This is a genomic window from Haloferax sp. Atlit-6N (assembly GCF_003383195.1).
In the GTDB taxonomy this organism is placed as follows: Archaea; Halobacteriota; Halobacteria; order Halobacteriales; family Haloferacaceae; genus Haloferax; species Haloferax gibbonsii.
The window spans coordinates 659,087-678,949 of the sequence record NZ_QEQJ01000001.1 but is presented as its reverse complement, the minus strand read 5'-3'; the positions used below and the strand labels follow the sequence as shown (position 1 = coordinate 678,949).

Sequence of the window (19,863 nt, the reverse complement as noted above, 5' to 3'; positions counted from 1 at the left end):
GACGCGGCACCGCGTTTTTTCAGTTTAGTTTCGGTTCAGTCGAGTTCGCGAGCCAGCACGTCGCGCAGATCGGCGATATCGGCCGCGTCGTAGGCGGCCTCGTCGCCGTCGACCGCGACCGAGAGCGTCGCGTCGTCGGTCGTCGTTCCGAGGTCGACGACGGGCACGTCGCCCGCGAGGTCGCGGAGCGCGGCCTCGTCGGTCGTCTCGACGACGACACGACCGGGCGTCTCCTCGAACAGCGAGACGTAGTCGGCGACGGACACGTCCGCGCCGACCTCCTCGGTGACCATCTCGGCCAGCGCGACCGCGAGGCCGCCGTGGCTCACGTCGTGGACCGCGACCGTGGCGTCGTCCGCGGCGACGGCCTGAATCGTCTCGACCGCCGTCGCGGCGTCGGCGTCCTCGGGGAGCGCCGGGAAGGCGTCGGAGCCGCCGGCGTGTTCGAGGACCGCCGAGCCGCCGAGCGCCCCGCCGGAGTGGCCGACGAGGAACAGGTCGCCCTCGCCCGAAAGCGAGAGGCCGGGCGAGGAGCCGTCCGCCTTGCCGACCATCGCCAGCGTCGGCGTCGGCGGAATCGGGCCGGAGACGGAGTCGTTGTACAGCGAGACGTTGCCGCCGACGACCGGGACCGAAAGCGCCCGGCACATGTCGGCGAGGCCGTCGACGATGCCCTTGAAGCCGCCGTACACGTCGGGCTTCTCGGGGTTGCCGCCGTTGAGGCAGTCGACCGTCGCGAGGGGCGACGCGCCCTTCGCGGCGAGGTTGGTCGCGTTCTCGAAGGCGACGGCGCGCGCGCCGTCGTAGGGCGCGGCGGTCGTCCAGTTGGGGTCCGCGCCGCCGGTGAACGCGAGTTTCGTGTCGGCCTCGGGCACGTCGAGGAGCGCCGCGTCGTCGCCGGGGCGGCGGGCCGTCCGCAGGCCGACCTCGTGGTCGTACTGGCGGTAGACCCAGCGCTTCGACGCCGTGTTGGGGTCGGCGACGACCGCCTCGAACGCCGCTTCGAGGTCGAACGCGGGCAGGTCGCGCGTCGCCGACTCGGGTTCGACCGAGTCGAGGTCGTTCATCGGCGCGCCCTCCGCGAGGAACTCCGGCGGCACGTCGACGACGGGTTCGCCGTCGAAGGTACAGACGTAGTTGCCCTCGGCGACCTCGCCGATGACGGCGCTGCCGAGGTCGAAGCGCGCCGCGAGTTCCTGCACGCGCTCGACGTTCTCGGGGGTCACCTCGTAGCACATGCGCTCTTGGGACTCCGAGAGGAGAATCTCGAAGGCGTTCATGTTCGGCTCGCGCTGGTGGACCTTCTCGAGGTCGATTTCCGCGCCGAAACCGCCCTTGGCGACGAGTTCGGAGGACGCGCCGCCGAGACCGGCGGCCCCGAGGTCGCGGGCGGACTCGACGAGGTCCTCGTCGATGAGCGCCTCGTTGCACTCGATGAGCAGTTTCTCCGTGTAGGGGTCGCCGACCTGCACCGCGGGCCGGTCTTCGGTCTCGGCGTCCTCCGCGAGGTCCTCGCTGGCGAAGGACGCGCCGCCGAGGCCGTCGCGGCCGGTCGAACTGCCGACGAGAACGAGTTTGTTACCCGCCTTCTGCGCTTCGGCCGTGACGAGGCGGTCGGCCGAGAGGAGGCCGACGCAGGCGACGTTGACGAGCGGGTTGCCCTCGTAGTTCTCGTGGAACGAGGTCGAACCGGTCACCGTCGGGACGCCGATGGCGTTGCCGTAGTCGGCGATGCCCTCGACGACGCCATCGAGGAGGTACCGCGAGTGCTCGCGGTCGAAGTCGCCGAAGTAGAGACAGTCGGCGAGCGCGATGGGGTACGCGCCCATCGAGAGGGTGTCGCGGACGATGCCGCCGACGCCCGTGGCCGCGCCATCGTAGGGGTCGACGTAGGAGGGGTGGTTGTGGCTCTCGATACCGAGCGTGATGTAGGTGTCGTCGTCCAGAGCGACGACCGCGGCGTCGTCACCGGGACCGATGACGACCTGGTCGCCCTCCGAGTCGAACGCCGACAGAAGCGGGCGAGACGACCGGTAGGCGCAGTGTTCGCTCCAGAGGTTTTCGAAGAGTATCTCCTCGGCCGGCGTCGGGTCTCGACCGAGTTCGGCGACGACGAGGTCGCGGTCCGCGTCGGAAAGCGTCATTCACTGGTATGGTCAGAACGCACATTGTAAACCCTTTCTATGTGCACGAACGTGCGTAAAATGTGGTCGGAGTCGCCGTCGTCGCCCGCATCCGACTCACGCGGGCGTGTACGGCGGCGACTCGGCGCGGATTATCTCCGTCAGCTCGTGCATCTCGTCTTGGAGCAACACGAGCAGGTCGTCCATCGTGACGATACCCGTCAGCCTGCCGCCGTCGGTTATCGGCGCGCGCCGGACGCCGTGTTCCCGCATCTGCCGGAACAGGTCGAAGACGCCCACGTCGGCGTCGACGGTGAACGGTCGCTCGGTCATCGCGTCTTTCGCCGTCATCCCGCTCGCGTCGCCGCCGGCGGCGACGCACTTGAGCGCGATGTCTCGGTCAGTCACGATACCCTGTATGTCGTCGCCGTCCGCGACGACGATGGAGCCGACCTTTCGGTCCTCCATCAGCTTCGCCAACTCTCGAATCGGCGTGTCTTCCCTCGCTGTCACCAGTTCGTCTCTCGGTCGTGCGATGTCTCGTACGGTCATCTCTCTCACCCCGGTGGAACCACGCGGTGTGGGTACGCCACCGTCCGAGTAGTTCGTCGCCCGCGATATTATTTCTGTATTCTTACATTTCGTCCAGTTCTGGCGGTATGTCGGCGTTCGCGGAGTGTCTGCGGGTGGTGACGGTCTCTCGCGTCGGCGTCATCAACGGGTGGAGTGCCCCGAGACACCCCAGCGCCGTGCGTGAGGTACACACGCCAATCACACCGGGACCGGGGCGCTTTTTTAGCCTCCATCGTTAGGAGACGGTGTGTTATCGGTCGAGTTGCACTCGCATTCGTCTCTGTCCTACGACGGCCGGGACCCAATCGAGTACCTCCTCGAACAGGCGGTCGCGGTCGGCTTGGACGCCCTCGCCGTGACCGACCACGACGAGATAGACGCCAGCCTCGAAGCCGCGGAACTCGCGGCCGACTACGGACTGGTCGGCATCCCCGGGATGGAAGTCACCTGCGCCGCGGGCCACGTGCTCGCGCTCGGCGTCGAGGAACTGATTCCCGCGGGGTTGTCGTACGACGAGACGCTCGACCGCATCCACGACGCCGGCGGCATCGCCGTCGTCCCGCACCCCTTCCAGAAGTCGCGTCACGGCGTCGCCCCGCACATCTCCAGCGCGCAACTGGCCAGCGCCGACGCCATCGAAATCTACAACTCGCGGCTCCTCACCGGCATCGCCAACCAGCGCGCCGAGCGGTTCGCCAAGCGGCGGAACCTCCCGATGACGGCCGGGAGCGACGCTCACATCGCGGAGATGGTCGGACAGGCCGTCACCGAGGTCGGCACCGACACCCGAAGCGCGGAAGCCATCCTCTCGGCCGTCGCCGAGGGACGAACCAGCGTCGTCGGCAACAAGACCCCGTGGCGTATCTCGTTCCGGCAGGCCGCGGGCGGCGCGACCCGGCGCCTGAAACACGCGCTGACGGACCTCTTTTGATGCGCGGCGCGTCCCCCGACCTCGTCCGGCGCGCCCTCGCCGAGCGCGACCCGCTCCCCGGAACCGCGGGCTTCGCGGGCGAACTCGACGGCCGACTCGTCCGCGACGTGCTCGGTCGCCAGCCCCTCTTCTCCGAGCGCGACGACCCAGAGCGGTGGTCGTTCGACCACCGCGACCTCGACGACCCGGTCGCCGTCCCCGCCGGTCACGCCCGCGAGACGACCGGCGAGGCCGCCGGCGACGACGAACGCGTCTGGTCGCTCCCCGACCCGCCGGCAGCCACCGACCGCGACGCCGCGCTCGAACGCGTCCGCGACGCGGTCTTCGACTCGGTTCGGTCGGTCGACGACGACGGTCTCGCCGTGGCCTTCTCGGGCGGCGTCGACTCCGCGGTCGTCGCGGCCGGCGTCCCCGACGCCCCCTGTTACGTCGCCGGCTTCGAGGGCTCCCACGACGTCGCCGCCGCCCGCGAGGCCGCCGCCGCGATGGACCGCGACCTCGCCGTGGTCGAACTCACCCACGAGGCGCTCGAACGCGCCGTCCCGGAAATCGTCGCCGCGCTCGGCCGGACGAACCCGATGGACGTGCAAATCGTCCTTCCCCTGTACCTGCTCGCCGAGCGGGTCGCCGAAGACGGCTACGACCGCCTCGCGGTCGGACAGGGCGCGGACGAACTGTTCGGCGGCTACGCCAAAGTCCAGAAGGCCCCCGACGACCCGCGCGTCGAGGCCGAAACCGTCCGCGGGGCCGCCCGCGAGCTGATTCTCACGCTCCCCGACCAGCTCGAACGCGACCTGCTCGTCCTCCGCGCCGCCGGGGTCGAACCCGTCGCGCCGCTGCTCCACGACCGCGTGGTCTCGGCGGCGCTCCCGCTTCCCGGCCAGTTGCTCGTCGACGGCGACCGGCGGAAGGTCGCGCTCAGGGAGGCCGCGAGCGGCGTGCTCCCCGAGTCGGTCGCGGAAGCGGACAAGAAGGCGGTCCAGTACGGGACCTACGCCTCGCGCGAACTCGACCGGCTCGCGCGGCAGGCGGGGTTCAAGCGGCGGATGGAGAACCACGTCCAGCGGTACGTCGAGTCGTTGGTGGAGTAGGTCGGCTCCTGTCGGTCTCGTCGCTCCGTTCGACTCAGTTCTCCGTCTGACTCAGTTCTCCGTCTCGTCGCCGACGACCTCGATGGCCTCCAGCGCGAACTGCACCGTGTCGGGGTCGAGGTCGCTCTCGCGGAGGGCCGACTCGTCGTACCACGACCAGACCTCGGGGTCGGCCTCGCCCGCCGCGGGGTCGATGTCGCGGGAGTCCACGCGGGCGTAGAAGATGTGGTCGATGTGCTGGTGACCGACCGAGCCGTCGCCGTGGACGTTGATGTCGTAGAGCATCTGCTGGCGGGGCTGGGGGAGCGCCCGGCCGTCGGGCGCGGGGACGGACGGCGTGTCGTCGACGAGTTCGGGGTCGAGACCCGTCTCCTCGCGGACCTCGCGGAGGCCGGCCTCGTGGGGGAGTTCGTCGCGGTCGACGTGGCCGCCCGGCGGGATGCGGATGCCGAGGCGCTCGTGTCGGTGAAGCGCCACCGCGCCGTCGTTGACGATGTACACGGTCGAGGTGAAATGTCGGGTCGTCTCCATGGCTGTGGCTCCGGAGCGAGCGGCATGGCTGTTGCGAAACGAGACGAAACGGAGCGAGACGCGGCGGGGCGAACCGAACGAACCGGCCGGGTTAGGGCAGTTGGACCTGCTCTTCGGCTTCGAGGAGTTCGTGGTAGCGGTTGCGGATGGTGACCTCGGAGATGTTGGCGACCTCGGAGACCTCGTTCTGCGTCACCTTCTCGTTGGTGAGAAGCGAGGCCGCGTAGACGGCGGCGGCGGCGAGGCCGACGGGGGACTTGCCCGAGTGGACACCCTGTTCTTTGGCGTTCTTCAAGAGCTGTCGGGCGCGCCGCTCGGACTCGTCGGAGAGGCCGAGTTCGCTGGCGAACCGCGGGACGTACTGCTCGGGGTCGGCGGGCTTGATTTCGAGCTTCAGCTCGCGGACGACGTAGCGGTAGGTGCGGGCGATTTCGTCCTTCTCGACGCGCGAGACGCTCGTAATCTCGTCGAGCGACCGCGGGGTGTCGGCCATGCGGGCGGCGGCGTACAGCGCCGACGTGGCGACGCCCTCGATGGAGCGGCCGGGGAGCAAGTCGTCGTCGAGTGCGCGGCGATAGATGACCGAGGCGGTCTCGCGGACGTTATCCGGGAGGCCGAGCGCGGAGGCCATGCGGTCGATTTCGCCGAGCGCCTGCTTCAGGTTGCGCTCCTTGGAGTCGCGGGTGCGGAACCGCTCGTTCCACGTGCGAAGTCGCTGCATCTTCTCGCGCTGGCGGGACGACAGCGAGCGCCCGTAGGCGTCTTTGTTCTGCCAACCGATGTTGGTCGACAGCCCCTTGTCGTGCATCATGTTCGTCGTGGGCGCGCCGACGCGGGACTTCTGGTCTTTCTCCGAGGAGTTGAACGCGCGCCACTCGGGGCCGTGGTCTATCTCGTTTTCCTCCACGACGAGGCCGCAGTCCTCACAGACCGTCTCGCCGTGTTCGGAGTCGGCGACGAGACTCTCCGAGTCACACTCGGGACACGAGAGCGTCTGCTCCCGCTCGGCGTCGGTCTGCTCGGTATCTTTCGCATTCTCATTGCGCACGCGCGCGTTGCCGGTCGTGAAACGTCGGACACTTTCTGTCATTTGTGTGCGAGAGAAGCAACTGGGAACGGTCGTTCTCCGTCTATTCGTATTGACCCTCGTTACTTATATCTGACGGCGGCAGAAGGGCGGAATGGGCCGTGTTCGCAGGGTCGGTTCCAGTCGTCTCGTCGGCGAGCTCGCCCGGGCGGTCCCACCCCGCGGACCGGAGGAAACGACCCACACCGAAACTCTTACTCCCGGTCTCCGTCACCTCCGATACATGAGCGATACGCCCGTCGACGCCGACGAGGTTCGACACGTCGCCGAGTTGGCGCGGGTCGACCTCGACGAGGACGAGGTCGAGGAGTTCGCGGCGCAGTTCGCGGACATCCTCGGCTACTTCGACGCCCTCGACGAGGTCCCCGAAGTCGACCGCGAGGACGAACTGGTGAACGTGATGCGCCCCGACGAGGTCCGCGACGGCCTCACCCAAGAGGAGGCGCTCTCGAACGCCGCAGAGACCGAAGACGGCTTCTTCAAGGGCCCGCGGGTGTCGTAGATGTCGCTGAACGCCTTCATCACGAAAGAGACGCTCGACGGCTCCGACGACGGCCCGCTGGCCGGCAAGACGGTCGCCGTCAAGGACAACATCTCCACGGAGGGGCTGCGGACGACCTGCGGCTCCGCGATGCTCGAAGACTACGTCCCGCCGTACGACGCGACCGTCGTCGAACTCCTGAAGGACGCCGGCGCGACCATCGTCGGCAAGGCCAACATGGACGAGTTCGGCATGGGGACGACGACCGAGACCTCGGCGTTCGGCCCGACGAAGAACCCCGTCGACGAGTCCCGCGTCCCCGGCGGCTCCTCCGGCGGCTCCGCGGCCGCCGTCGCCGCCGGCGAGGCCGACCTCGCGCTCGGCACCGACACCGGCGGCTCCATCCGCTGTCCCGCGGCGTTCTGCGGCGTCGTCGGCATCAAGCCGACCTACGGCCTCGTCTCGCGGTACGGCCTCGTCGCCTACGCGAACTCCCTCGAACAGATCGGCCCCATCGCGCCGACCGTCGAGGACGCCGCCGCGCTCCTCGACGTCATCGCCGGCCCCGACGACCGGGACGGCACGACCCGCGACGCCGGTGCCGACTCGAACTACGCCGCGGCCGCCGACGGCGACGTCGAGGGGCTCACCATCGGCGTCCCGACCGAGTTCGTCGAGGGCGCGGACGAGGGCGTCGAAGCGGCGTTCTGGGCCGCGCTCGACGAACTCGAAGCGCAGGGCGCGGAGTACCGCGAGGTCAGCATGCCCTCCGTCGAGAAGGCCGTCGCCGCCTACTACGTCATCGCCATGTCCGAGGCGTCGTCGAACCTCGCCCGCTTCGACGGGGTCCGCTACGGCAAGTCCGGCGGTTACGACGGTAACTGGAACGAGGCGTTCGCCCGCGCCCGCGAGGACGGCTTCGGCTCCGAGGTCAAGCGCCGCATCCTCCTCGGCACCTACGCCCTTTCTGCCGGTTACCACGACAAGTACTACGCGAAGGCGCAGGACGCCCGCGCGTGGGTCAAACAGGACTTCGACGAGGCGTTCGAGGACGTGGACGTGGTCGCGTCGCCGACGATGCCGGTCCCGCCGTTCGAACTCGGCGAGAGCCTCGACGACCCGCTGCAGATGTACCTCGCCGACGCGAACACCGTGCCGGTGAACCTCGCGAACCTCCCCGCCATCTCGGTGCCGGCGGGCGAGACCGACGGCCTCCCGGTCGGTCTCCAACTCATCGGGCCGAAGTTCGGCGAGGAGACTATCGTCCGCGCCGCGTCCGCGGTCGAGAACTAACACGAGAACGGCTTTTCACGGCACCGAGCGCCGACCGAGTCGCTCGGTTCCGCGTCGTCGGTCGTCGTCGCGGGTGGACTATCCCCGAAACAGATTCATCACTTCGTCGGCCACGTCCGACTCGACGCCGAGCACGTAGCGGTGACCGGCTTCGAGGACGGTGTCGGGGCCGCCGATTCGGTTCCCCTGATAGTCGACGATGATGAGACTCCCCTGTGGGAGCCGAACCTCGTCGAGTCGCTTGCCGGCGACGGGCGCGTCTTCGGCGACTTCGACCTCCACGATTTCGACGTTGCCACCGATGTCTTCGATAGTTCGAACGCCGCCGTTCGCGATTTCGTTGGTCGCCGCCCGCGCGCCGAGTCGCTCTGGGAAGACGAGTCCGTCCACGAACTCCTCGTAGAGTTCGTCCGGCGTCCCGGTGATTCGCATGACGGTCCGAACGTCCGACATCCGCTGCGCGGCCAGGCAGACGGCGAAGTTGGTCGACTCGTCGTCGGTGAGTGCGGCCACCACGTCGCTCCGCTCGGGTTGGGCCTGTCTGAGTATCTCCGGGCGGGAGGCGTCCCCCTCGATGACGGTGGCGATGTACTTGTCGGCGACGTCCGGGATTCGGTCCGGGTCCGCCTCGACGATGACCACGTCGTGGCCCCGGTCGGAGAGGAGTTCGGCCGTCCGCAGGCCCAACTCTCCACCGCCGGCGACGACGACGCGTAAATCGTGTGTTACTGGGTCGGGCATGTGTGTGAATTGGTGTCGGTGTGTAGTAGTCGTCTCGGTGCGGTGTTTCGTCGGCGGGTAGTCTTCGGACGCTCGGGTCGATTCGTCGGTCAGTCGTCGGCTCCCTCCGCCGGTTCAATCGGCTCCGGGTCCTGAATCTCGGGCGGTCCCGCCGGGCCGACGTCGTCGCGCCTCGACAAGAGGAGGTAGACGCCGCCGCCGACGACGAGCCAACCGATGGCCAGCACCCAGGTGAACCAGTCGATAAAGAGGCCCAAAAGCACGTTACAGACGATGCCGAGGACCGGAGTGACGGGGTACAGCGGCACTTCGAAAGGTCGCTGTAGGTTCGGCTGTCGCCGCCGAAGCCGAATCAACGCGTAGTTGACGATGATGAACCCCAGAAGCGAGAACAGGCTCGCAAGGTTCCCGACGATGCGGATGGGAACGACGAGGACGGCGACGAGCATCACCACGGCCGACGCGAGAATGGCGACGAGCGGCGTCCCGTACCGGTGGTGGAACCGGCCGAGGCGGGCGGGTAACTGTCGCTCGCGGCCCATGGCGAACGCCACTCGGGACGACCCGATGACGACCGCGTTGAGCGCCGAGATGGTCGAAAAGACCGCCCCGAAGGCGATGAGCGCCGCGCCCGTTCCGACTATCGGGAACGTCGGCATGAAGCCCTCCGCCGCCTGCGCGATTGCCGTCTCGCCCGCGCCAGCGAGCCCGTCCGCGCCGAGCGTCCCGATGGCGACGAAGACGACGAACAGGTAGACGACCACGGTGACGGCGACCGAGAGGAGGATGGCCCGCGGGATGTTCACCTGCGGGTTCTCGACTTCCTCGGTGACGGTGGCGATGAGGTCGTACCCCTGAAACGCGATGAACGTCAGCCCCATCGCGGGGAGGACCGACAGCGCTCCCTCGGTGAAAAGCGGGTCGAACTCCCCCGCGTCCGCGGCCGTGAGACCGAACGCGACGAACACGCCGAGGATAGCGATTTTGAGTAGCGTGATGGCTGTCTCGCCCCGTCCCGAGGCTTCCGTCGAGAGGGCGTTGAGCGCCACGAGCGTCACGACGGCCCCGAGCGCGTACAGGACCGGCGGCCCCGGAAGGGCGTAGCCGTAGATGTGCCCGAACTCGACGAAGTTCGAGGCGAACCCGAGCGCGTACAGCGACCCCGCGATCATGTACGTGAACCACCGCGTCCATCCCATGACGAAGGCGACGGGTGCGGAAAACACCTCACGGACGTACGCGTACCCGCCGCCGTTTCGCGGAATCGCGGCCGCGAGTTCGGCGTACGAAAGCGCCGTGAAGGTCGTCACGCCGCCGTTGAGGGCGAACGCGACGATGGCCGCCGGGCCGGAGATGTCGACTGCGAGCCCCGTCAACACGAAGATTCCCGCGCCGATCATCGCGCCGATTCCGACCATCGTCGCGTCGAGCAGACTGAGACTCACCGTCGGTTCGCGCCCGCCCGAGTGACTCACGGGCGGACCCTCGCTTGGTCGCGGGACCGACTGGCCGGGACCGTCATGTGTCCACATATACCACATCTGTTGATAAATATCCGGTCCACCACCCCGACCGAGACGCCGTAGACGCGCGGGCGGGCTGGACGAACACTCGGTTTACCCTCCAGTAGGGTGACCGAACACGCGGCGACGCCTCATTCGGTAGCTGTTTGCGCGGAAAGTCCCCGTTTGACCAACGAAACGACATGCCGACAGTTTTTCCACCACCCGATGCGCACGCCGGAACGTCATGTACATCATCGTCGTCGGTGCGGGCAACATCGGCACGCCGCTCATCGAAATCGCCACCGAGGGCGGCAACGAGGTCGTCGTCGTCGAGCGCGACGAGGCGAAGGCCGAAGCGGCCGCCGCGACGTTCGACTGCCTCGTCCTCAACGACGACGCGACGGTCAAACAGACACTCGACGAGGCCGGCGCGGACCGCGCCGACGCCATCATCACGACGACGGACAAGGACGCGACCAACATCATGGTCTGCCTTCTGGCGAAGGAGCTCGACATCCCCGACATCGTCTCCGTCGTCCACAACCCCGAGCACATGAGCCTCTACCGCCAAATCGGCGTCAACACGATGGAGAACCCCCAGCGACTCATCGCGGAGTACCTCTACCGGGCGGTCAAGCGCCCGTCCATCGTCGACTACATGCGCATCGGCGAGCACGCCGAGGTGTTCGAAATCCGCGTCGACGAGGACGCGCCGATTGTGGGGATGACGATTCAGGAGGCTGCCCAGGAGAACCTCCTCGACGGCGACACTCTCATCGTCGCTATCGAGCGCGAGGGCGACGACGACCCCGTGACGCCCCGCGGGAACACGACCATCGGTTCGGGCGACCTCCTGACGGTCTACTCCGCGAAGGGCGCGACGCCCGACGTGACCGACGTGTTCGGCCACTACGAGGACCACTGATGCCCCGCCGCGGACGAACCGTCTCGGGATGGCCCGCCGACCTCGCGGTCATCGGCCGCGACGTGGGCTCGCTCCTCGCCATGGAGTCGGCGCTGATGACCGCGTCGGTCCTCGTCGCGGTCGGCTTCGGCGAGTGGTACGCCGCCCTCGCGTTCCTCGTCGCCGGGGGCGCGACGGCGTTCGTCGGGCTGGGCGCGCGGAAGGCGTTCGAAGACGCCCCCGCGCCCCGCATGAAACACGGGATGATAATCGCCGCCGCGGGCTGGTTCGCCACCGCCGCCTTCGGGTCGCTTCCCTTCTTCCTCACGGCGCAGTTCGCCCCGCAGAGCGTGTTCACGGCGCTCGTTCCCACCGGGGTCGACTACGCCCAGTCGAGCCTCGTCTACTTCCGCGACCCCTTACACGCCCTGTTCGAGAGCATGAGCGGGTGGACCGGCAGCGGACTCACGATGGGCATCCACGAACCGTCGCTCCCGCGGACGATTCAGTGGTGGCGCTCGCTCATCCAGTGGGTCGGCGGCGTGGGCGTCATCGTCCTCACCGTCTCCATCCTCTCGCGGCCCGGCAGCGGGAGCTACGCGCTCTACCGCGGCGAGGCCAGAGAGGAGAAGATTCACCCGAGCGTCGTCTCGACGGTCCGGACGGTGTGGAAGATTTTCGTCGGCTACACGCTCCTGTCGGTGGTCGTCCTCTTTTTCGCCATCCGCGCCAGCGACTACGGGGCCGCGCTCCCGCTGTGGGAGGCGGCGTGGCAGGCGCTCAACCACGCGATGACCGGCCTGTCGACCGGCGGGTTCGCCGTCACCGACGGCTCCATCGGGACGTACGACTCGCCGCTCATCGAGACGGTGTTGCTCCCCATCATGGCGCTGGGTGCAATCGCCTTCCCCGTCCACTACGCCGTCCTGAAGAACCGCGACGTCGACCGCCTCTGGGGCGACCTCCAGACGCGTTGGCTCCTCGTCCTCTTCGCCGTCGGCGCGGTCGCGCTGGCCGTCCAGAACCTCGTCAGTCTCCCCGCGACCGCGGGGTCGGCGTTCGTCGAGACCGCGGACTACTTCGGACTCTCGGGCGTCGTCGGCGGGCCGGAGTCGGACGCCGTCCGCGACGCCGCGTTCCACTGGGTGAGCGCGCTCACCTGCACCGGCTTTCAGGCCGCGCCGCTCGGCGAGTGGTCCGACGGCGGGAAGATTCTCCTGTCGGGGGCGATGACCCTCGGCGGGGCCGCCGGGTCGACCGTCGGCGGCATCAAAATCATCCGCGGCTACACCATCGCCCGCGGCATCCGCTGGCAGTTCTCCCGCGTCTTCCTCCCCGAGAGCGCAATCGTCAACATCGAGATGAACGGTCGTCGCCTCTCGCGGACCGAGATGGACCGCGAGTTCTCCGAGGCGGCCATCGTCTCGATGCTCTGGCTGCTGTTGCTCGTCGGGTCGAGCGTCCTCCTCGTGAACCTCGCCGGGCCGGAGTTCACCTACGCCGACGCGCTGTTCGAAGTCGCGTCCGCGCAGGGGAACGTCGGCATCTCGACGGGCATCACCGGCCCGTGGATGAACCCGTGGGTCGAGACGATGTTCCTCTTCAACATGTGGGTCGGCCGCCTCGAAATCATCCCGGTGTTGGTGTTCGCCCGGTCGGTCATCTACGGGCTGAATCCCTGACGAAAAGCGGCACTGACTCCTGTTTTTCGGCGCTATCGCCGCCAGTACTCCGGCGTAAAGATGACCAGCACGGGCAGAATCTCCAGTCGGCCCACCCACATGAGAAGCACCATGTACAGCTTCGAGCCGTTGGAGAAGTCGAGATAGCTCCCCATCGGGCCGACGATGCCGAAGCCCGGCCCGACGTTCCCGAGGGTCGCGGCGACGGCGCTCATCGTTTCGAGGATGCTCACGTCGAAGCCGGTTCGCGCGGCGTCGAGGTGGAGCAGACCGGTCGAGACGAAAAAGAGCACGAGGTACAGGAGCGTGAAGGCGTAGATGCCGCGGATGGCCCGCTCGTCGACCGCGCGGCCCGCGAGCCTGACCGGGCGGACCGCCTCGGGGTGGGCCGTCGTGAACAGCTCTCGGCGGAGCGATTTCACGATGACGTACCAGCGGACGATTTTGACCGCGCCGCCGGTCGACCCGCCGGAGCCGCCGATGAACATCGCGAAGAGGAGGCCGTACTGCGTCGGCGCGCTCCACGCGTTGAAGTCGATGCTGGCGTAGCCGGTCGTCGTGACGATAGAGACGACCTGAAACACCGACTGGCGGACCGCGGGTTCGACGTTGCCGATGATGGCCGTGCGGATACCTTCGAGGTAGAGTTGGTCGTAGGTCTCGCCCGCCGGCGCGACGGACATGAGGCCGTCGCCGAGGAAGAGAATTCCGGCGAGAATGGCCGAGATGACCCCGATGACGCCGAGGTAGGACTTGAACTCGGTGTCCCGGAACAGCCGCTTCGGCTCGCCCGTGAGGACGTGCCAGAAGAGCGCGAAGTTGGTCCCGGCGGCGACCATGAAGGGAACGATGACCCACTGCGCGGCCGCCGAAAACGCCTCGATGCTGCGGGCCTCCGGGGAGAACCCGCCGGTCGGCATCGTCGTCAGCCCGTGGGCGATGGCGTTGTACACGTCCATGTTCGGGGCGTTGCCGGTGACGTGCAGGCCGTAGAGGAGGACGATTTCGAGCACCGTGAGGCCGAGGTACGCGCCCCAGAGCGCGCGGGCCGTCTCGGCGATGCGCGGGGTGAGTTTCTCGATGCCGGGGCCGGGCGCTTCCGCGTCCATCAGCTGTGCGCCACCCACGGAGAGTTCGGGGAGGATGGCGACCGCGAGGACGACGATACCCATCCCGCCGAGCCACTGGGTGAGCTGTCGCCACATCATGATGCCGCGGGTGTGGGAGTTAAACGAGATGTCGCCGAGCACCGTCGCCCCGGTCGTGGTGAAGCCGCTCATCGTCTCGAACAGCGCGTTCACCGGGCTCCCGAGGGTCGACTCGGGGTGGATGGGCGACGCGAGGAAGGGGATGCCGTGGGCCTCGATGAGAAACGGTATCGCGCCGACAATCGTGACGGCCAGCCACGTCACCGCGACCATCAGGAAGCCCTCGCGGGCCCCGATGTCGGGCTCGTCGGCGAGCCGTTCGAGCCCCGCGCCGACGAGGACCGTGACGGCCATCGTGACGACGAACGGGAGCACCGACTCGCCGTAGTACAGCGCGACCACGAGCGGGAAACAAAGAGGGACCGCGAGATACTTCAGGACGGTCCCCACGAGACGCAGGCTGGCTCTGTAATCGACCCGCAATTTCATCCGTGGACTAACGTACCGAGCGCCGGGTTCTTCCCTGTTCGGGTTCGCGGTCGCCCGCGCGACGACGTGACGGGGTCGAGTGTTCGGCGCAGAACGAGGGGCCGTGCGGCGACGGACCGACTTACAGGTTTGGTCCCACGTCGTCGATGACGCAGCTATCGACGAAGACGACGACGTGGTCGCCGGGTTCGATGACGGTGTCCCCGCGGGGGGTGATGAACTCGCGACGGCGGGTTATCGCGCCGATGACGACGCCTTCGGGGAGCGTCGCGACCGACTCCCGAATCGGCTTGCCGGCGAGGACGCTCTCGGCGTCGATTTCGATTTCGAGCACCTCGGCCTTGTCCGATTCGATGAGTGCGACGTTCTCCGCGCCGCCCTCGCGGGTGAACCGCGTTATCTCTTCGGCGACGACCTCGCGGGGGCTGACGCCCACGTCGACGCCGACGGCCTCGAACAGGTCCACGTACGGCGTCGTGTCGATGACGGCGACGGTGCGTTCGACGCCGAGGCGGGCGGCGAGCAGCGACACGAGCAGGTTCTTCTCGTCGGAGTCGAGCGCCGAGACGAGCAGGTCGGCGTCGCCGATGTACTCGCGTTCGAGGAAGTCCACGTCGGTCGCGTCGCTCTCCATGACGATGGTCCCCGGAAGCATCTCCGCGAGTTCGCGGGCGCGCTCCGCGTCGTACTCGATGAGTCTGGGCTTGAAGCCGCGCTCTTCGAGCAGGCGGGCGACGTGGTAGCCGATTTCGCTCCCGCCGACGATGACGACCTCCTCGGCGGTTCCCGGCGGTTCGTCCGGCGAGACGGAACTGGCGAACCCTTGGACGCTCTTGGGGCTGCCGATGACGACGACGCGGTCGCCGGGGCCGATGACGGAGTCCCCGCGGGGGATGGTGACCTCGCCGTCGCGGAGGATGGCCGCGAAGGTCAGCGAGTCGAACCGGTCGGCCTCGCTCACGGTCTGGTTGGCGACGGGGCTCTCCTCGTCGACTTCGAACTCGGCCATCTGGACCTGCCCGCCCGCGAAGGGGTCCACGTCGCGGGCGGCGGGGAGGCCGACGACGCGGACGATGGACTCCGCGGCGAGCAGGTTCGTACAGACCATGAAGTCGATGCCGAACGCCTTCTCCGAGCGCTGCCACGTCCGGAGGTACTCCGTGTTCTTGACGCGGGCGATGGTGAACGCGTTCGAGATGGCCTTGGCGGTCGCGCAGGCGACGATGTTCGTCTCGTCGTCGTCGGTCGAGGCGATGACCATGTCGGCGCGCTCGACGTCGGCCTCTTCGAGCGTGTCCACGGAGGTTCCGTCGCCGTGGAGCGCCAGCACGTCGAGCGAGTAGTTCAGTTCGTCGACGCGCTCCGGGTCGCAGTCGATGACGACGACCTCGTGGGTCTCGTCGAGGTCGGCCGCGATGGACGACCCGACCTGTCCGGCACCGATGATTATCACGCGCACCAGAGACCAGCCCCTGTCATACCCCTGTGTTGGACGGCGGGCGCGTATGTGCATTTCCCTTCGCGAATACCCCGGCCACCGTCGCTCACGACCCCGGTTTCGCGTGTATCGTGAGTTCAACGCGCCGCGGCCGCCCCTCGATGTCGGCGACGATTCGCTCGACGATTCGCTCGGCCTCCTTCTGGAGCACCGGTCGGAGTTTGTCGATGACCCAGCCCAGCGAGACGAACCGCGGGAGGTCGATGTCGCCCGCGGAGACGCTGTCGGGGTCGTACTCGACCTCGAAGAAGACGCGACAGGCGGTGTCGGCGTCCGACGGGGCCCCGTCGGGCAGGTCGTCGAGTTCCTCCACCCGCCAGCGGCCGACGGCGTGGACGTCCTTGGTGATGGTCCAGTCGATGCGCGTCGGCGGGGTGACGTCCGTCACCTTCGACTCGGCGGTGTAGGTGAGCTTCCACCACGAAAAGTACAGGGCGTACCGCGTGCCCGGCGACCCGTCGCCCGACTGTCGCACGTCTCGCAGGTGCTTCGAGTAGTCGGCGTACCGCGGGAAGTCCACGAGGAACTCGTATATCTCCTCGGGGGGCAGGTAGACGACGGTGCTGACGGCTATCTCGTCCACGAGCGTCGAATGGGGTCGGCGGGACCAAAGCCTTGTGGGCCGCGTCGCCCGTTCCCGCGGGACCGACAGCCGTCGCAATCGCAACCTATAATCGGCCGGTGTCTCGACCTAGAGCCGAGATGGTGGGGGGGACGCTTCGGGACGTCAGAGCCGAGATTCGGTCGCTGGCGCGTCCCGACGGCGACTACGCGATAGTGTGCGGTCGCACTGGTTCGGAGCCCGGTGCCGCGACGGGCCGGCGGTTTCCGGACCGGCGCACCGCCGGGGCGGCCGCGGAACTGACGAGAGATTACCGGGCGGCGCTTCGGCGATACGACCCGAACATCCCGTACGACGACCCGCAGGTGTACGAGGTGTCGAAGGGACCGCCTCGGTCGGCCGCAGCGGGGTCGGAAGACGACTACACCCGCTACAGTGCCTTCTGTCACGACACCGCGGGCGCGCTGTTCGAGGCGCTGTCGGAACTCGGCCACCGGGAGGCCGAGACCGCCGCGATGGAGACGTACCTCACGCTGGCCGAGGTCGTCGACGACCACGACGACTTCTGTCTCACCTTGGTGTGGAGCCTGATGAGCGAACTGGACGTCCGCCTCTCGCCCGCCGAGCAGCGGGCGGTCGTCGAGGCGGCCGCGGACCTGTTTTGTCCGACTGCGACGCCGAACCCGGTTGACGCGACGCTCGGGCACCTCGAAACGGCCGGCTTCGTCGAGGGCTACTCGGTACGGCCGATTCCCGACGCCGAGGCCGATGTCGGGACCGGCGGGATGTCCGAAACTGACGTCCCCACGAACGCCCGTACCGACGCTCGGACCGACGGCGACGACAGCTCTCGGACGTGGGAACTCACCTTTGGCGACTACGCGCTCGCGGAGCGGACCGGCCGGATTCCGACGCTCCCCATCGCCGTGTCGCTCCTCCGCCGGACGCCCGGGCGGGCGGTGCGCTTCATCGACGGCGAGGCGCTCTCGGACGGTCGCTGGCGGCTTCGCGTCCGGATGACCCCGGAAGGCGACTCCGCGGGGCTCGTCAGCGTCGAGGCGGCCGAGAACCGCTGGCTCAACGACCCGAGCGCGTCGCTGGGGCGGTAGCGCGCGTCTCGCGCGGCACGGGATTCGGCAGACTTCGGCGACATCCGCACGGTTTTACTCGCCGCTGAGCTATCGCACGGCATGAGCGAGACGAATCCACGAGACGCGCTCGTCGTCGGCGGCGGCGTCGCTGGCCTCACCGCCGCGACGTTCCTCGCGCGCGCCGGCCTCGACACCCTCGTCGTCAACGACGGCGAGCCGATCGTTCGCCGAAACGCCCACCTCGAAAACGTCCCCGGCTTCCCGGCGGGCGTCAACAGTCGACTGTTCACCGACCTGCTCTCCGAACAGGCCGACCGAAACGGCGCGGACCGACTGACGGGCCGGGTCACCGACCTCGACGTGCTCGGCGACGACGACGACCCGCTGTTCCGCGCGACCGTCGAGACCGACGACGGCGAAGAGACCGTCGAGGCGTCGCGGGTCGTCGCGGCGTCGTGGTCCGACGCGTCGTACCTCGAAGACACGGGCGTCGACCTCCGCGCCGCCGGGTCGAAGACCTACGTCGACGTGGACGACCTCGGCCGGACCGCCGTCCCCGGCATCTACGCCGCGGGGCGACTGACCGAGATTTACCACCAGGCGGTCGTCGCCGCCGGCGACGCCGCGGAGACGGCCATCACGCTGGTCCACGATTCGGGGACGGCGTTCTACAACGACTGGGTCGCGCCGACCGGCTACTTCACCGACCGCGGCCGCGAGGTGCCGCCGGCCTGCGAGGAGATAGACGCCGACGAGCGCGCCCGCCGCGAGCGCGAGTCCCGCGAGGTCATGCGCGAGTTCTTCGCCGAACCGCACGACGAGCCCCAGCGCACGCACCCGAGCCTCGTCGACGACGAACTCGGGCGACTCGACGAATAACCGACTCCGATTCGCGCGGGTGCGGTCCGAGACCACCCCGCGCGGACGCGAATCCTTTTAACCGATAGCGGGCGCAGAGACGAGTGAATGCTCGAAGGTGTGAACGTCGCGCTCGGGGTGACGGGGAGTATCGCGGCCGTGAAAGTCGTCGAGTTGGCGCACGAACTCCGACGGCGGGGCGCGTCGGTCCGCGCGGTGATGACCGACGCCGCGACGGGAATCATCCACCCGTGGGCCGTCGAGTTCGCCACCGACAACGACGTCGTGACCGAGATTACCGGCCGCGTCGAACACGTCGAACTCTGCGGCCGCGAGGGCTGGGCCGACGTGTTCCTCGTCGCGCCCGCGACCGCCAACACGGTCGGCAAGATAGCCGCCGCCGTCGACGACTCCCCCGTGACGACCACCGCGACCACCGCCATCGGCGCGGGCGTCCCGGTCGTCGTCGCGCCCGCGATGCACGAGCCCATGTACGACCACCCCGGCGTCCTCGACGCCATCGAGCGGGTGCGGTCGTGGGGCGTGGAGTTCGTCGACCCGCGCGTCGAGGAGGGGAAGGCGAAAATCGCCACCGAGGAGGCCATCGTCACCGGCGTGGCGACGGCGACGACCGAACAGTCGCTCGCCGGGAAGTCGGTCGTCGTCACCGCCGGCGCGACGACCGAATCCATCGACCCCATTCGAACCCTCTCGAACCGCGCCTCCGGTCGCACGGGTCGCGCCGTCGCCCGCGCGCTCGCGATTCGCGGCGCGGACGTGACGCTCGTCCACGACGGTGACGACGTACACTACGCCGACGTGCTCGCCGTCGAGTCGGCGGCCGAGATGCTGGAGGCCGTCGAGGCCGCGGTCGACGCCGACGCCGACGCGCTCGTCTCCGCGGCCGCCATCTCCGATTTCACCGTCGAGGCGGCCGACCAGAAGATTCGCTCCGGCGAGGCGCGCACGCTCGACCTCGAACCCGCGCCGAAGCTCATCGACGCGGTCCGCGGTTCGCATCCCGACCTCACCATCGTCGGCTTCAAAGCCGAGACGACCGGCGACGACGAGGCGATGGTCGGCGAGGCCCGCCGCATCATGGACCGCGTCGGCCTCGCGTTCGTCGTCGCCAACGACGCCTCCGTCATGGGCGCGGACGAGACCCGCGCGCTCGTCGTCCGCGCCGACGAGACGAGCGAGTACGTCGGGTCGAAAGACGGACTCGGCGCGCGCGTCGCTGACGAACTGAAAACGGAACTCTCGTAAAAAACGACC

The 19,863-nt window shown here is 68.5% G+C and carries 18 protein-coding genes; 9 read left to right on the top strand and 9 right to left on the bottom strand.

From position 1 onward, the window contains the following. Positions 1 to 35: 35 nt before the first annotated feature. Together purL and DEQ92_RS03490 are read right to left on the bottom strand one after the other, a co-directional pair. Positions 36 to 2,144, bottom strand: coding sequence for a phosphoribosylformylglycinamidine synthase subunit PurL (gene purL / locus DEQ92_RS03495; RefSeq protein ID WP_115820414.1), 2,109 nt, complete (start codon positions 2,142 to 2,144; stop codon positions 36 to 38). A gap of 96 nt (positions 2,145 to 2,240) precedes the next feature. Next, positions 2,241 to 2,675 (bottom strand): CBS domain-containing protein, encoded by a 435-nt coding sequence (locus DEQ92_RS03490; protein ID WP_115820413.1) that lies wholly within the window; start codon positions 2,673 to 2,675, stop codon positions 2,241 to 2,243. Between the two features lie 268 nt (positions 2,676 to 2,943). Here DEQ92_RS03490 and DEQ92_RS03485 point away from each other — a divergent pair, with 268 nt between their 5' ends. Then, entirely contained in the window at positions 2,944 to 3,627 is a 684-nt protein-coding gene (locus DEQ92_RS03485) for a PHP domain-containing protein (protein ID WP_115804704.1), read from the top strand. Continuing rightward, positions 3,627 to 4,718 (top strand): asparagine synthase-related protein, encoded by a 1,092-nt coding sequence (locus DEQ92_RS03480; RefSeq protein ID WP_115804705.1) that lies wholly within the window; start codon positions 3,627 to 3,629, stop codon positions 4,716 to 4,718. The genes DEQ92_RS03485 and DEQ92_RS03480 overlap by 1 nt, the downstream gene beginning before the upstream one ends. Positions 4,719 to 4,769: 51 nt before the next feature. Here the strand turns inward: DEQ92_RS03480 and DEQ92_RS03475 are convergent, their stop codons facing one another. Then, entirely contained in the window at positions 4,770 to 5,249 is a 480-nt protein-coding gene (locus DEQ92_RS03475; protein WP_004977561.1) for an NUDIX hydrolase, read from the bottom strand. Positions 5,250 to 5,340: 91 nt separating this feature from the next. Next, positions 5,341 to 6,297: a transcription initiation factor IIB family protein gene (locus DEQ92_RS03470; protein ID WP_199522899.1), complete on the bottom strand. Its 957-nt coding sequence runs from the start codon at positions 6,295 to 6,297 to the stop codon at positions 5,341 to 5,343. Positions 6,298 to 6,559: 262 nt separating this feature from the next. On the opposite strand from DEQ92_RS03470, the gene gatC reads away from it, so the two are divergent. Further along, entirely contained in the window at positions 6,560 to 6,838 is a 279-nt protein-coding gene (gene gatC, locus DEQ92_RS03465) for an Asp-tRNA(Asn)/Glu-tRNA(Gln) amidotransferase subunit GatC (protein ID WP_004064004.1), read from the top strand. After that, on the top strand, positions 6,839 to 8,110 hold the full coding sequence (gatA, locus tag DEQ92_RS03460; protein WP_004977558.1) for an Asp-tRNA(Asn)/Glu-tRNA(Gln) amidotransferase subunit GatA: 1,272 nt from the start codon (positions 6,839 to 6,841) through the stop codon (positions 8,108 to 8,110). 78 nt (positions 8,111 to 8,188) lie between these two features. Here gatA and DEQ92_RS03455 read toward each other — a convergent pair whose 3' ends face one another. Both DEQ92_RS03455 and DEQ92_RS03450 read right to left on the bottom strand, forming a co-directional pair. Continuing rightward, positions 8,189 to 8,851, bottom strand: coding sequence for a TrkA family potassium uptake protein (locus tag DEQ92_RS03455; protein WP_049905251.1), 663 nt, complete (start codon positions 8,849 to 8,851; stop codon positions 8,189 to 8,191). Between the two features lie 89 nt (positions 8,852 to 8,940). Next, positions 8,941 to 10,326: an APC family permease gene (locus tag DEQ92_RS03450; RefSeq protein ID WP_004977556.1), complete on the bottom strand. Its 1,386-nt coding sequence runs from the start codon at positions 10,324 to 10,326 to the stop codon at positions 8,941 to 8,943. 274 nt (positions 10,327 to 10,600) lie between these two features. On the opposite strand from DEQ92_RS03450, the gene DEQ92_RS03445 reads away from it, so the two are divergent. Next, positions 10,601 to 11,281: a TrkA family potassium uptake protein gene (locus DEQ92_RS03445; protein ID WP_115820411.1), complete on the top strand. Its 681-nt coding sequence runs from the start codon at positions 10,601 to 10,603 to the stop codon at positions 11,279 to 11,281. Further along, positions 11,281 to 12,942 (top strand): TrkH family potassium uptake protein, encoded by a 1,662-nt coding sequence (locus tag DEQ92_RS03440; RefSeq protein WP_115820410.1) that lies wholly within the window; start codon positions 11,281 to 11,283, stop codon positions 12,940 to 12,942. The genes DEQ92_RS03445 and DEQ92_RS03440 overlap by 1 nt, the downstream gene beginning before the upstream one ends. A 32-nt stretch (positions 12,943 to 12,974) precedes the next feature. Here DEQ92_RS03440 and DEQ92_RS03435 read toward each other — a convergent pair whose 3' ends face one another. The 3 genes from DEQ92_RS03435 to DEQ92_RS03425 all read right to left on the bottom strand — a co-directional run bounded on the left by DEQ92_RS03435 (position 12,975) and on the right by DEQ92_RS03425 (position 16,660). Then, on the bottom strand, positions 12,975 to 14,579 hold the full coding sequence (locus tag DEQ92_RS03435) for a TrkH family potassium uptake protein (RefSeq protein ID WP_049905250.1): 1,605 nt from the start codon (positions 14,577 to 14,579) through the stop codon (positions 12,975 to 12,977). Between the two features lie 121 nt (positions 14,580 to 14,700). Further along, entirely contained in the window at positions 14,701 to 16,038 is a 1,338-nt protein-coding gene (gene trkA / locus DEQ92_RS03430; protein ID WP_004977552.1) for a Trk system potassium transporter TrkA, read from the bottom strand. A gap of 85 nt (positions 16,039 to 16,123) precedes the next feature. After that, positions 16,124 to 16,660, bottom strand: a complete 537-nt coding sequence (locus DEQ92_RS03425; protein WP_115804709.1) for a type II toxin-antitoxin system RatA family toxin — start codon at positions 16,658 to 16,660, stop codon at positions 16,124 to 16,126. 119 nt (positions 16,661 to 16,779) lie between these two features. Here DEQ92_RS03425 and DEQ92_RS03420 point away from each other — a divergent pair, with 119 nt between their 5' ends. The 3 genes from DEQ92_RS03420 (at position 16,780) to coaBC (ending at position 19,854) form a co-directional block, all read left to right on the top strand. Then, positions 16,780 to 17,748, top strand: a complete 969-nt coding sequence (locus tag DEQ92_RS03420) for a hypothetical protein (protein WP_004977550.1) — start codon at positions 16,780 to 16,782, stop codon at positions 17,746 to 17,748. A gap of 81 nt (positions 17,749 to 17,829) precedes the next feature. Continuing rightward, entirely contained in the window at positions 17,830 to 18,609 is a 780-nt protein-coding gene (locus DEQ92_RS03415; protein WP_115820409.1) for an FAD-dependent oxidoreductase, read from the top strand. Positions 18,610 to 18,696: 87 nt separating this feature from the next. Beyond that, positions 18,697 to 19,854 carry a bifunctional phosphopantothenoylcysteine decarboxylase/phosphopantothenate--cysteine ligase CoaBC gene (gene coaBC, locus DEQ92_RS03410; protein WP_004977548.1) on the top strand — a complete coding sequence of 386 codons (1,158 nt, stop codon included), beginning with the start codon at positions 18,697 to 18,699 and terminating at the stop codon, positions 19,852 to 19,854. Positions 19,855 to 19,863: the final 9 nt, after the last annotated feature.

Bases quoted from the DNA above. Each gene is read 5' to 3' on its own strand.
- purL (WP_115820414.1), bottom strand. From the start codon at position 2,144: ATGACGCTTTCCGACGCGGACCGCGACCTCGTCGTCGCCGAACTCGGT.
- DEQ92_RS03490 (WP_115820413.1), bottom strand. From the start codon at position 2,675: ATGACCGTACGAGACATCGCACGACCGAGAGACGAACTGGTGACAGCG.
- DEQ92_RS03480 (WP_115804705.1), top strand. From the start codon at position 3,627: ATGCGCGGCGCGTCCCCCGACCTCGTCCGGCGCGCCCTCGCCGAGCGC.
- DEQ92_RS03475 (WP_004977561.1), bottom strand. From the start codon at position 5,249: ATGGAGACGACCCGACATTTCACCTCGACCGTGTACATCGTCAACGAC.
- gatC (WP_004064004.1), top strand. From the start codon at position 6,560: ATGAGCGATACGCCCGTCGACGCCGACGAGGTTCGACACGTCGCCGAG.
- gatA (WP_004977558.1), top strand. From the start codon at position 6,839: ATGTCGCTGAACGCCTTCATCACGAAAGAGACGCTCGACGGCTCCGAC.
- DEQ92_RS03455 (WP_049905251.1), bottom strand. From the start codon at position 8,851: ATGCCCGACCCAGTAACACACGATTTACGCGTCGTCGTCGCCGGCGGT.
- DEQ92_RS03445 (WP_115820411.1), top strand. From the start codon at position 10,601: ATGTACATCATCGTCGTCGGTGCGGGCAACATCGGCACGCCGCTCATC.
- DEQ92_RS03440 (WP_115820410.1), top strand. From the start codon at position 11,281: ATGCCCCGCCGCGGACGAACCGTCTCGGGATGGCCCGCCGACCTCGCG.
- DEQ92_RS03435 (WP_049905250.1), bottom strand. From the start codon at position 14,579: ATGAAATTGCGGGTCGATTACAGAGCCAGCCTGCGTCTCGTGGGGACC.
- DEQ92_RS03420 (WP_004977550.1), top strand. From the start codon at position 16,780: ATGGTGGGGGGGACGCTTCGGGACGTCAGAGCCGAGATTCGGTCGCTG.
- DEQ92_RS03415 (WP_115820409.1), top strand. From the start codon at position 17,830: ATGAGCGAGACGAATCCACGAGACGCGCTCGTCGTCGGCGGCGGCGTC.
- coaBC (WP_004977548.1), top strand. From the start codon at position 18,697: ATGCTCGAAGGTGTGAACGTCGCGCTCGGGGTGACGGGGAGTATCGCG.